Origin of the sequence: Mumia flava (genome assembly GCF_002797495.1) — a bacterium.
GTDB lineage: Bacteria > Actinomycetota > Actinomycetes > Propionibacteriales > Nocardioidaceae > Mumia > Mumia flava.
In genome coordinates this window covers 388,388-400,694 of record NZ_PGEZ01000001.1, presented here as the reverse complement: position 1 = coordinate 400,694, position 12,307 = coordinate 388,388, and the positions used below count along the sequence as shown (strand labels likewise).

Here is a 12,307-nt window from a genome sequence, read left to right as displayed (position 1 = left end):
TCGTGGGCGAGCCTCAGTGCTCGGTGGTCTCCAGCAGCGGTTGCAGCCTGCCGCGCACGTAGGCGTCGAGCACGAGACGTTCCTGCGGGACGCCCGGTTCGGGGAGCGCGCGCACCGAGAACCAGCGCTGCTCGGCGGCCTTCTGCGGTTCGCGGATCGACGGCGCGCCGGACCAGCGGCGCGTGGCGAAGAAGAAGTCGACCCGCTGCTCGACCGGCGGGCCTCCGACCTCGATCCGGTGCACGACGGTGATCGGCTCGAGATCGACCGGGTCGACGACGACACCGGCCTCCTCCGCGGCCTCGCGCACGGCCGCCTCGCGCGCGGTCTCGCCGGCCTCGACGTGGCCGGCGACCAGCGCCCAGTGGCCGTCGCGATACCCGGTGTTCTGCCGGAGGTGGAGGAGCACCTCCTCCGCGCCCGGGTGCCCCCGCAGGAGCAGGACGTACGCGGCGGGGACCAGCGAGTGCGCCATGCGAGCACCCTAGCGGCGGCAGGTCGTGTACTGTGCGTCACACTTGGGCGACCGTCCAAGCCCTCTCGACCCCCAGGAGGAACGATGCGCGTGCGCTCCGCGCTCGTCGCCGCGCTGTCCGGCGTGGCGCTGACCGCCGGTGTGGTGGCCACCACCGCGCCGGTCTCGGCATCACCGACCGCCAGCGCGTCGGCGAGCACCGCGTTCGACCTGCGCTCGGGCCACGGTGCCTACCGCACCCGGACGGCCTTCCCGACGCAGACCGTCACCGACGACGCCGGCAACGCCGTCCTCGCCGACCGGCGCGGGCGCACCGTCCAGCTCCGCGGCACCAACCTCGGCAAGTTCGACGACATCACCCGCGCCGACGTACGCGCGATGGGTGCCGCCGGCTTCACGCTGCTGCGCCTGCCGATCCAGTGGAGCAAGGTCGAGCCGACGCAGGGGCACTACGACAAGGCGTACCTCAAGCACGTCGAGAGCGTCCTCGACTGGGCCGACGACGAGGGCATCCTCGTGCTGGTCGACTGGCACCAGGACGTGTACGGCCCGGCCTTCGGCTTCAACGGCATCCCCGAGTGGGCGACCCGCACCGACGGGATCGACTTCGAGCGGCTGCCGGGCGACGACTGGTTCGCGAACTACTTCCACCCCGCCGTCCAGGCCGCGTTCAAGCACCTGTTCAGCGACACCGACCTGCAGCAGGCGCAGGTGCGCACCTGGACCCACCTCGCCAAGCGGCTGTCCGGGCACCCGGCGCTGCTCGGCTACGACCTCTTCAACGAGCCGATGGGCCAGATGGGATTCGAGGACCTCGACGACCCGATGGCGATGGTGCAGAAGTCCGCGGCGTTCGAGACCGACGAGCTCCCGGCGATGTACGACCGGCTGATCTCCGGGATCCGCTCGGTCGACTCCCGCTCGTGGCTGTTCGTCGAGCCGACCGTGCTCGTCGGTGAGGGCGTCCCGACGGCCCTTCCCGGGTTCGACGACCCGCGCCGCGGCGACGACCGGATCGGCTACGCGCCGCACGCGTACTCGACCGCGGTCGAGGCCGGCGGCGACTGGGACACCTCCAGCGGGTTCGTCGAGGCGTACGAGGCGGCCATCACCGCGTACCCGCGCAGCGAGCAGATGCCCGTGATCGTCGGCGAGTGGGGCCCGATCGGCGCCGGAGCGTCGTACCCGGGCAACGTGGAGCTGGTCGAGCAGCAGGCACGCAGCTTCGAGAGCTTCGCATCCGGGTGGGCGATCTGGTACGGCTGCGTCTCGCCCAACGGCGGCGCGTACTGCGTCTTCGCCGACGACGAGGGGCGACTCGATCCCGGCCGCGCCGGGGCGTGGACCCCGTACGCCGTGCGGCTGGCCGGCGTACGGCAGACCGAGTCCGTCGCCGACGGCACCTACGCGGTGACGTTCGACCCACAGCGCGGTCTCGGCGCGAGCCAGATCGTGGTGCCGTCCGGGTTCGGCGACGACGTGGCGGTGACCGTGGAGCAGAAGGGTCGACGGGCGCTCGCGGTCACGAAGGTCTCGCGACCGACCCGCGCCGGCGCCCGTACGGTCGACGTCGTGCTCCTCTCGCGCGGTGACGCCCCGGTCACCGTCACGCTCCGCGCCCGCTGAGCACCGGGTCTCGATCCTCGCTCCGCTCGGCCTCGACCACCGGTGCCCCCTGAGCACCGGGTCTCGATCCTCGCTCCGCTCGGCCTCGACCACCGGTTTCCTTGCCGATCGTCGAGGCGCGAGCGGAGGCTCCACCCCCCGATCGTCGAGGCGCGAGCGGAGCGAGTGATCGAGACGCCGACGGGCAGGTCAGGACAGCAGCCGGTACAGCCGGAACACGTCGTGCTCGATCGGCAGCACCTCGACGTCGACGAACCCGGCTTCCTGCGCGTACCTGCGCAGGACGTCCAGCCGCATCACCGTCCCGGTCGCGCGGGTCGGGCGGTGCGCCATCGCATCCGGCAAGCAGATCAGCGTCGAGTACCCGTACATCAGTCGCTCGACGTCGTCGCCCGGTCCGGTGAACGCATCGGGAACCCGCTCGTCCATCACGAGCACCCACCCGTCGGGCTGCGCCATCCCGCGCATCCCCGCCAGCACGGACACCGGATCGGGCAGGTCGTGGATGCACTCGAACGCGGTCACCAACCCGTACTCCTGGACCTGCGGTGGCCGCGTGGCGTCGACCTGGTGGAACGTGGCCCGGTCCGCGACGCCGGAGTCCCGGGCGTTCGCCTGGGCTGCGGCGATCGAGTCGGGGTCGACGTCGTAACCGTCGACGGTCACGTCCGGGTACGCCCGGGCGATCGCGATCGAGCCCCAGCCGTCGCCGCAGCCGATGTCCGCGACGCGCGTCCCGGCCCGCAGCCGCTCGTGCAGCTCCGGCAGCGACGGCAGCCACGCGCGGGTCATCGAGCCGAGGTACAGCGGCCGGTTGCCGTCGGCCTGGCCCCGGCGCATCGCGGGACCGTACTGCGCCCACGGCACGCCTCCGCCCGTGCGGTACGCCTCGGCGAGTGCCGGCAGCTGCGCGGCCGCGGCGGCGACGATCTGGGTGATCGCCGCCAGGTAGTCCTCCGAGTCGCGGTCGCGCAGGGTCTCGGCCGCGTCGGGCGTGAGCGAGTAGCGGCGCTCGTCGGCTGCCGCACCCGGGTCGTCCACGCCCACCCAGCCCGCCACGCACTGCTGCTCGACCCACTCGCGGGCGTAGCGCGGGTCGATCCCGGCGTGCTCGGCGAGCGCCGGGGCCGTGATCGGCCCGTGCGCGTGCAGCACGTCGTACAGCCCGAGGCGGTCACCGAGCGCGATCGTCAGGACGTCGAACGCGCCCAGGATCGAGTCGAAGAGCCGGTCGACGGCGCTGTCGGACACGGCACGGTCCCGACGCTCAGCGTGCGCCGGGCCCGGACGGACCGGCGGGGCCGGACGGCGGTGAGGTCGGGGGCTCGCCGCCCGAGCCACCCTCGCCGATCTTGCGCACACCGCTGCGTGCGGCGTCGTGCGCCTTGTCGATCTTGGCGTCGTACTTGCCCTTGGTGACGTCCTTGGCCTTGGCCTTCGCCTTCTCCATGACGCCGTCGATCTTGGCCTCGTTCTGGTTCACCATCGTCCCCGCCTTGCTGCGGAGATCCTTCGCGGTGACCTTGGCCTTGCCGAGGTACTCGTCGAACCTGCTCATGGTCGTCCTCCTGTCGAGGGCAGCTTTCTTCGAGGCTACGACACAATGGTCGGCGTGGCGGACGGGCGAGCAGGTGGAGTCGGCGACACCGGCGTGATCGCCGTCGTCGGCCCGACCGCCGCCGGGAAGTCCGACCTCGCGGTCGCGCTCGCGCGGCGGATCGGCGGCGAGGTCGTCAACGTCGACGCGTACCAGATCTACCGCGGGATGGACGTCGGCACCGCGAAGATGCCGGAGGCCGAGCGTGCCGGGGTTCCGCACCACCTGCTGGACGTGCTCGACGTGTCGGCGCCGGCGACGGTGGCGGAGTTCCAGGAGTGGGCACGGGCCGCGGTCGACGACATCACGGTGCGTGGCGCGGTGCCGGTCCTCGTCGGCGGCTCGGCGCTGTACGTCCGCGCCGTGGTCGACCGGTTCGAGTTCCCCGGGACCGACCCGACCGTACGGGCGCGTCTGCAGGCCGACCTGGACGCGCTGGGCCCGGAGGCGATGCACGAACGGCTGCGCGCAGTCGACCCGGCGGCGGCGGAGACGATCCTGGCGAGCAACGGGCGCCGCATCGTCCGGGCGCTCGAGGTCGTCGAGATCACCGGGCGGCCGTTCGCAGCCAGCCTGCCGGGACACGATGCGTACTACGACGGCCTGCGGCTGATCGGGCTCGACGTGCCGCGCGACGTCCTCGACCAGCGGATCGCGTCCCGGGTCGACCGGATGTGGGAGGCGGGTCTGGTCGACGAGGTCCGCGGCCTGCTGCCGGCCGGGTTGGCGGACGCGCCGACGGCGTCGCGGGCGCTCGGGTACGCGCAGGTGCTCGCTCACCTCGCGGGGGAGTGCAGCGAGGACGACGCGCGCGACGCCACCGTGCGGGGGACGCGGAAGTTCGCACGGCGACAGGACGCGTGGTTCCGCAAGGACGCCCGGATCGTCTGGCTCCCGTACGACGCGCCGGACCTCGTCGACCGCGCGGTGGCGGCAGTCGCCGGCTGAGCGACCCCGGTGGTCGAGGCCCGCTACCCCCCGGTGGTCGAGGCCGAGCGGAGCGAGGATCGAGACCGGAGGTCCCCTGGCGTCTCGATCGCTCGCTGCGCTCGCGCCTCGACGGACGGAGGGGGCGCGCGTCTCGATCGCTCGCTGCGCTCGCGCCTCGACGAGCGGAGGGAGGTCGTCAGTGCGGAGGGTGCCAGGAGGCGAAGCCGAGGACGATCAGGCGCATCTGCCGGCGGGTGTCCTCCTCGATCTCCTCCAGCAGGTCGTCGCGGGCCTCGGGTGTCTCGATCACCTGCTCGGCGGTCGAGACCATGATGCTGACGAAGAGCCGTGCGGCCATCTGGACGTCCTGCGACTCCCACGCCGAGATGTACGGAAGGGTCCGCAGGTCGACGGCGAGCTCGGAGACGAACAACCGCAGCTCGGCGCGGATCCGGCGCCGTACCGCCGGCACGCCCCCGAACCGCTCCCGCGCGATGAACGCGAAGTGCGACCGGTGCGCCCGGACGTGGGTCACGATTACCGACGCCGAGACGTTGATGATGTCGTCGTAGTTGGCCGGGTCGGAGCGCGCGTCCCGCGCCATCTCCCGCAGCGTCGTGAAGGTCTGCTCGACGAGAGCGAGCCCGAGGTCGTCCATCGAGGCGAAGTGGCGGTAGAAGGCGGTCGGCACCACGCCGGCGTCGCGCGCGACCTGGCGGAGGCTCACGCCGGCGAATCCGTGGTCCGCGGTCAGCTCGAGCGCCGCGTCGAGCAGCGCCTGGCGGGTGCGCTCCTTCTGGGTGCGGCGCGGAACCACCTCGTCGTTCGCCTGCACCGGCGCACCATATCGCGGATCGGCCGGTGTACGCCCGTACACTGTGTGTCTCGCCTCACGTCGAGGGGCGTTGACCCACCGCGGCGTCGCTGGAGACACTCGGTGTACAGGTGTTCACACGAGGCACGCACGGACGGGGTACGGATGGCACGGCGAGGACCGATCAGGGCGCTCCTGGCCTCCAGGTACGTCCATGCGCTCACCACCCCGCACAGCGTCGACCACTACCTCGACCGCGTCCACCCGATGCTCTCGGTGCACCAGGTCCGCGCCGTCGTCGAGGAGGTCCGGCCCGAGACCGACGCGGCGAGCACGGTCGTGATGCGACCCAACGACACCTGGCGCGGTGCCCGGGCCGGCCAGCACGTGCAGTTCGGGGTCGAGGTCGACGGCACGCGGCGGATCCGCTGCTTCTCGGTCGTCGACTCCGAGTCCGACACCCGCGACCGGATCACCGTGAGCGTGAAGGTCCACCCCGAGGGATACGTCTCGCAGCACCTCAAGGAGGGCCTGCGCCCGGGGACGATCGTGCACCTCTCGCAGGCCGAGGGCGACTTCGTCCTCGACGACCACGTGCCCGACCACCTCACGCTGATCAGCGGCGGCTCCGGGATCACCCCGGTGATGGCGATGCTGCGGACCCTGCGCGACCGCGGGCACGACCGCCCCGTGACGTTCGTGCACTACGCGCGCAGCCGCGCCGACGAGATGTTCTCCGACGAGCTCGACGCGATCGCGCGCGACTGCACCTGGGCCCGGGTCGAGCGGATCTACACCCGGGACCCGGACCCGACCGCGGCGGTCGAGGGCCGTTTCACCCCCGACCACCTCGACGCGTTCGCGATCGACGCCGCACGGCACCCGACGTACGTCTGCGGTCCCGCCGGGCTGATCGACGTCGTCGGCGAGACGTACGACAAGCTCGGCGGCGACCTGCGGCGCGAGTGGTTCAAGGTCCCCACGGTCGACCTGGATGCCGAGGACGCGACCGGGACCGTCACGTTCGAGGCGTCCGGTCGCGCGACGGACAACGACGGACGCACCCTGCTCGAGCAGGCCGAAGGGTCCGGTCTCGCGCCGGAGTTCGGCTGCCGGATGGGGATCTGCAACACCTGCTCGACCCGCAAGGTGCACGGCGCCGTGCGCAACGTCATCACCGGCGAGGTCCGCGCCGACACGGACGAGAAGATCAAGATCTGCGTCAACGCCCCGGTCGGCGACGTCTGCCTCGACCTCTGACCCGACGCCCTCCGACCCGACGACGAGAGAGGTTCCCATGACTGCTCTTCGCGAGAACGACACCCCGCTCTACGACGCCGAGTCGACGCGCGTCTACGACGCGACCGATCACGACATGGCCCCCGAGCCGCTCGTCAGCGACGACGCGACCCGTACGTCCACCGTGGGGCTCGACCTCCTCACCCCCGAGGAGCTCGACGAGCTCGGCCGCGAGCTCGACGCGATGCGGGTGCGTCTCCTCGCCGAGCTCGGTCAGGAGGACGCGGACTACATCCGCCGCGTGATGAAGGCCCGCACCGCGCTCGAGGTCGTCGGCCGCGGCCTGTTCTTCGTCCCGTTCGTCCCGGGCGCGTGGCTGGGTGGCGTCGCGTCGCTGTCGTTGTCGAAGATCCTCGACAACATGGAGATCGGCCACAACGTCATGCACGGCCAGTACGACTGGATGAACGACCCGGAGCTCAGCTCGAAGGCGTTCGAGTGGGACACGGTCGGGATGGCGAAGGGCTGGAAGAACACCCACAACTACGTCCACCACACGTACACCAACATCCACGGCAAGGACCGCGACATCGGGTACGGCCTGGTCCGGATCGACCCCGACCAGCCGTGGCACCCGGCGTACCTCGGCAACCCCGTGTACGCGATGGCGCTCGCGCTGCTGTTCGAGTGGGGCGTGCTCGTGCACGACCTCGAGCGCGACCGCGTCACCCGCGGTGAGGAGACGCCCGAGGAGTGGAAGGCCCGCAACGCCGGCACGCTCGCGAAGATCCGCCGTCAGCTGCTCAAGGACTACGTCGTCTTCCCCGCGCTGACCGGCCCGTTCTTCCTCTCGACGCTGCTCGGCAACCTCTCCGCCAACCTGGTCCGCAACGTCTGGGCGTTCGCGGTGATCTTCTGCGGCCACTTCCCGGCCGACGTGGAGAGCTGGACCGAGGAGGAGGCCGAGAACGAGACCCGCGGCCAGTGGTACCTGCGGCAGCTCCACGGCTCCGCGAACATCTCCGGCGGCCGGCTCTTCCACATCATGACCGGCAACCTCAGTCACCAGATCGAGCACCATCTCTTCCCCGACATCCCGTCGCGGCGCTACCCGCAGATCGCCCCGGAGATCCGCGCGATCTGCGAGAAGTACGGGCTGAAGTACAACACCGGCCCGCTGTCGCGGCAGCTCGGCTCGGTCGCGAAGAAGATCACGCGGTACGCCCTGCCGCCGCGCAAGCGCGGTGGGCGCGGGTTCTTCGACCGGGAGTGGACCGCCCCGCACGGGCGGTGAGTGAGTTCCCACGCGAGTCGGCGTGGTGGGAACCAGCTCACCGACGGTCGGATGCCGGCGCGAGTGGTGAGTGGGTTCCCACCGGATCACGCGGCGGCGAGCAGGCCCGCCACCGCGTCGTGCTGATCACGCAGCCCGGCCACCGCGAGGCGGACGTGCCTGCGGCCGTAGTCGGGTGAGGCGAGGGCGGTCCCGGAGTGTGCGAGGACGCCGGCGCGTGCCAGGCGGCGTGTCGTCGCGTCGGCGTCGCCCACCCGCACCCACAACGCGAGACCGCGCCCGCCGACGGCTCTGACCCCGCGCAGACGCAGCGCGTCCACGATCGAGCGGCGACGGTGCGTGTACCGCGCGCGTGCGACCCCCAGGAGCTCGCCGATCGCCGGGTCCTGAGCCATCATGCGGAGCGCGCGCTGGGCCAGTGACGGGGGGAACGAGCCCGTGACCGCCTGGCGTTCGCGGATCCGCTCGACGATCGTGGACGGGCCGCCGACGAGCGCGATCCGCGCCTGCGGGCCGAGCCCTCGGTGGTATCCGCGAACGAGGATGCATCGGTGCGGCAGGTGCCCCCCGACGGAGACCGACGGGTCCTCCGCGAGCGCCGCGCTCCCGTCTTCCTCGACGACGAACGCGTCGTGACGGCTGAAGACCGCCGCCAGCTCTCGTGCGCGCTGGTGCGTCAGCGCGTGCCCGAGCGGATCGGCCATCCGGGGCTGCACGACCGCGAGGACCGCACGCGTGGACAAGGCGCCGGCCAGCGCGTCCGGCAGCATGCCGTGGTGGTCGGACGCGACGTGCACCGGGCGAACACGCGCGGTCGAGAGCACAGCCATGGTCTCGGGGGAGCACGCTTGTTCGACGAGGACGCGGTCCGCCGGGCTCGCGACGAGGTCGACGATCTGGGTCAGAGCATCGGGGTAGCTCCAGGCGACGGCCATCGACGCCGGCTCGAACGGCCACGCGGCGCGCGCGAGCGCTTCGAGGTCGGGATCGACCACCGGCGCGTCAGGAAGGTGGAGCGGATGACCAGCCGCTGCTCGAGCGAGGTACGCGGTGGGGTCGGGGATCAGGTCGACGTCGTACGAGTCCGACGTCAGATCGAGCTCGATCGGGACGCGATGGGCGGCTCGGGAGGCGGGGGCGTCGCTGAGGTCGCGCACGAAGGTGCCGTTCCGGCCCTCCGACCGGATCAGGCGGCGCTCGTGGAGGATCGCCCACGCGGTCGCGACCGTGGTCGGGCCGACGTGCAGGGCAGCCGCGGTCGCCCGCACGGTCGGAAGCCGCACGCCGTCGCCGATGGTGCCCGTGCGGATCAGCCGGGTGACGTGCTCGGCGATCCCGCGCGCCGAGGGGTCGGGAACACCGTCGGCGAGCGCAGCGGCCGGTGCGACGCCCGCACGCATGCGCTGATCCCTTCCCCCCATGAGGAATTCCTAGTTGGTTCCGCAGGGAAGCGCCAGTCGAAGCCGGACGCCGTCGTCGCGACTCGCGGAGACACCGGTTGTCCTACTCCGAAGTTCGAACAATGCCGAACAATCGAGGCCGCCTCGGCGGCGTGAACGATCGTTAACGTGTGGCCACCTCGCCGCACACCGGCGGCGGGTCCTTGCGGAAAGGGAGCACATGAGACTCACCAAGGTCTCCGGCGCCGTAGCGGTGGCGTCGGTCGCACTCCTCGGGACCAGCCTGGTCGCCTCGTCGGCGACCGCAGAGGCGCCGTATCGAACCACGTTGCCGGCAGCGGCCGGCGACATCGCCACGCCGGAGCAGTTCTTCGGCTTCGAGATGGGGACGGAAGGCAAGCTCGCCGCGTACTCGGACGTCCTCGACTACATGAAGACGATCGCGGACCAGTCGGACCGGGTCACGTACGAGACGGTCGGCGAGACCACGATGGGCAACGAGTACGCAACCGTGTTCATCAGCGCGCCGGAGAACCTGGAGCGCCTCGACGAGATCGTCGCGATGAACCAGAAGCTCTCGGACCCGCGCTCGACCTCCGAGCCCGAGGCCCGGGCGCTCGCTCAGGACAGTGTGCCGATCTACCACCTCGAGGCCACGATCCACTCCACCGAGGTCGGCAACGGACAGGCGATCAACGACATCGTCCACCGGCTCGCGACCGAGACCTCGGACTTCACCGACGAGGTGCTCAACAACGCCGTCATCATGCTCGTGCCGTCGCAGAACCCGGACGGCCAGGAGCTCGTCGTCGACCACTTCAACCGCACGGCGGGCACCGATCTCGCGCGGGTCTACCCGGACCTCTACCACAAGTACACCGGGCACGACGACAACCGGGACTGGACGATGTTCACGCAGATCGAGGCGCAGTACCGGCTCGAGCTGACGAAGAAGTACCGGCCCGTGATGACCCACATCATGCACCAGCAGGGCAACAGCGGAGAGCGGATCTTCGTGCCGCCGTACGGCGGGATCACGAGTGAGAACGTGCCGACCAACATGAACGCGTCGACCGCGGCCGTCGGCCAGCACGCGGCTCGCCAGCTCGCCGCGGAGGGCAAGGCCGGCGTCGGGACCGGTGACTACCACGTGTTCTGGACCTTGGAGCAGCCGGTCGGGTTCTTCCCGTTCACCGGCACCGGCGCGTTCCTCACCGAGATCGCGTCGGTACGGGACCTCGCGTACCCGCAGACGTCCGACGACGGTTCGCCGCTGGGTCCGCAGCAGGCCACGCAGCTCCTGATCGAGCCGTACGAGAAGGACACGTGGACGCTGAAGGACATCGTCGAGTACGCCGAGACCGCCACGTACGCCGGGATGGAGTACGTCGCGCAGAACGGCGAGAAGCTGCTGTACGACAACCTCTTCTCCGTTCCGCAGGAGTACATGGAGGACGGGGTCGACTCCGGCACCTGGGCATTCGTGGTCGACGCCGAGCAGCGCGACCCGTACGCCACCTTCGAGATGCTGCAGCGGCTGGACTGGACGCAGGTCGAGATCGACCGGGCGACCGGTCCCTTCACGGCCGGCGGTGAGCAGTACGCGGCAGGCGCGTACGTGATCAAGACCGAGCAGCCCCGCGGCAACTGGGTCGACCAGGTGCTCGGGACCGACGAGTACCCGGTCGACGACCTTCCGTACGCCGAGGCGACCACGAGCCTTCCGATCCAGCTGGGCGTCGACGTGGCGGCCGTGGACGAGTCGTTCGAGGCGCCGCTGGAGCGCGTCGAGTCGGTCGAGCTTCCCGAGGTGTCGATGCCGGCTGCTCCGGGCGCCGACGGCGCGTACCTGGTGCGCCCCGAGTCGTACGGCACGATCTCGATGGTCGCAGCGCTGCAGAGGCGCAACATCACCACGTTCCGCACGGCGGCCGGCTTCTCCGACTCCGGGACCGACTACCCGGCGGGCACCTACGTGGTCCCGGCGACGCCGCAGGCGCGTTCGGTGCTGGCGGACGCCAGCGCCGAGGTCGGGGTCCCGGTCGCTGCGACGGCCGTCGCTCCGAAGGTGGAGGGGATCCAGCTCAAGCCGCGTACGCGGGTCGGGCTGTTCCGCGGTGCGAACAACATGCCGGGCGGCTGGGACATGTGGCTGATGGACCAGTACGGGATCAACTACGAGGTCGTCGGTGCGCAGGACTTCCAGAGCGGACAGCTCAACGACGTGTACGACACGATCGTGCTGCCGCAGGGGATCTCGGGCGACGACATCGTCGAGGGACTGGATCCCGAGCGGTACGACGAGGAGTTCGCGTGGGCGTACGGCGTCGGTGAGAAGGGGTGGAAGAAGCTGCGCCGCTTCGTCCGCAACGGCGGCACGCTCCTCGCCATCGGCAACTCGGTCGCGACCGCCCAGGAGCTCGTGAACCTCCCGATCGAGCCCGTCCTTCCCGGGCGGAGCGACTTCGCGACCGGTGGCAGCCTGCTGAACCAGGAGTTCGACACCGACCAGATGGTCGCCTGGGGCATGCCGGAGGAGTGGCCGGTCTGGCTCTACAACACCCAGGCGTGGGAGCCGACGAAGAAGAAGGTCGAGGTGGCGTCGCGGTACCCGGAGTCGGACGTGCTCGCGAGCGGCTACCTGCGCGGTGAGGAGTACATCGCCGGCGCGGGGAACGTGCTCTCGACCAAGGTCGGGCAGGGGACGGTCGTCACGTACGGCAGCGAGGTGACGTTCCGTTCGCTGCCGCGCTCGACCTTCAACCTGGTCTACAACGCGGTCTACGGCGGCCCGGCGACGGAGGTGAGCAAGACGCAGCTGAAGCGGCTGCAGCCGGCGTTCGCACCGAACGGCCGGCTGCTTCCGTAGCGCGGCGCGTCGCGGCGGCCGTACCGCCGCCACGGTCGGTGAGCTGGTTCCCACGCGGGTCTC

The 12,307-nt window shown here is 71.0% G+C and carries 10 protein-coding genes; 5 read left to right on the top strand and 5 right to left on the bottom strand.

Going from position 1 to position 12,307, the window contains the following annotated elements; all coding sequences use genetic code 11:
* Positions 1 to 13: 13 nt before the first annotated feature.
* On the bottom strand, positions 14 to 475 hold the full coding sequence (locus tag CLV56_RS01865; protein ID WP_039359851.1) for an NUDIX domain-containing protein: 462 nt from the start codon (positions 473 to 475) through the stop codon (positions 14 to 16).
* Positions 476 to 559: 84 nt separating this feature from the next.
* On the opposite strand from CLV56_RS01865, the gene CLV56_RS01860 reads away from it, so the two are divergent.
* Positions 560 to 2,101, top strand: coding sequence for a glycoside hydrolase family 5 protein (locus CLV56_RS01860; RefSeq protein WP_100414304.1), 1,542 nt, complete (start codon positions 560 to 562; stop codon positions 2,099 to 2,101).
* Positions 2,102 to 2,290: 189 nt separating this feature from the next.
* Here CLV56_RS01860 and CLV56_RS01855 read toward each other — a convergent pair whose 3' ends face one another.
* Both CLV56_RS01855 and CLV56_RS01850 read right to left on the bottom strand, forming a co-directional pair.
* Complete coding sequence (locus CLV56_RS01855) at positions 2,291 to 3,352, bottom strand: class I SAM-dependent methyltransferase (protein WP_039359848.1); 1,062 nt, start codon at positions 3,350 to 3,352, stop codon at positions 2,291 to 2,293.
* 16 nt (positions 3,353 to 3,368) lie between these two features.
* The gene (locus tag CLV56_RS01850) at positions 3,369 to 3,659 is read right to left on the bottom strand and encodes an antitoxin (RefSeq protein WP_039359845.1); all 291 of its coding nucleotides are present in this window, start codon (positions 3,657 to 3,659) and stop codon (positions 3,369 to 3,371) included.
* A 54-nt stretch (positions 3,660 to 3,713) separates the two neighbouring features.
* Here CLV56_RS01850 and miaA point away from each other — a divergent pair, with 54 nt between their 5' ends.
* Positions 3,714 to 4,646, top strand: a complete 933-nt coding sequence (gene miaA, locus CLV56_RS01845; protein WP_245857526.1) for a tRNA (adenosine(37)-N6)-dimethylallyltransferase MiaA — start codon at positions 3,714 to 3,716, stop codon at positions 4,644 to 4,646.
* Between the two features lie 178 nt (positions 4,647 to 4,824).
* On the opposite strand, the gene CLV56_RS01840 is transcribed toward miaA, so the two are convergent.
* Positions 4,825 to 5,463: a TetR family transcriptional regulator gene (locus tag CLV56_RS01840; protein ID WP_245857523.1), complete on the bottom strand. Its 639-nt coding sequence runs from the start codon at positions 5,461 to 5,463 to the stop codon at positions 4,825 to 4,827.
* Between the two features lie 144 nt (positions 5,464 to 5,607).
* Between CLV56_RS01840 and CLV56_RS01835 the strand changes: the two genes are divergently transcribed.
* Entirely contained in the window at positions 5,608 to 6,702 is a 1,095-nt protein-coding gene (locus CLV56_RS01835; protein WP_100414302.1) for a ferredoxin reductase, read from the top strand.
* Positions 6,703 to 6,739: 37 nt separating this feature from the next.
* Entirely contained in the window at positions 6,740 to 7,975 is a 1,236-nt protein-coding gene (locus CLV56_RS01830; RefSeq protein WP_245857520.1) for a fatty acid desaturase family protein, read from the top strand.
* A gap of 86 nt (positions 7,976 to 8,061) precedes the next feature.
* Here CLV56_RS01830 and CLV56_RS01825 read toward each other — a convergent pair whose 3' ends face one another.
* A complete protein-coding gene (locus CLV56_RS01825) occupies positions 8,062 to 9,375 on the bottom strand; it encodes an aminotransferase class I/II-fold pyridoxal phosphate-dependent enzyme (protein WP_039359843.1) in 1,314 nt (437 codons plus the stop codon).
* Between the two features lie 220 nt (positions 9,376 to 9,595).
* On the opposite strand from CLV56_RS01825, the gene CLV56_RS01820 reads away from it, so the two are divergent.
* Positions 9,596 to 12,244 (top strand): M14 family zinc carboxypeptidase, encoded by a 2,649-nt coding sequence (locus tag CLV56_RS01820; protein ID WP_100414300.1) that lies wholly within the window; start codon positions 9,596 to 9,598, stop codon positions 12,242 to 12,244.
* Positions 12,245 to 12,307 lie beyond the last annotated feature (63 nt).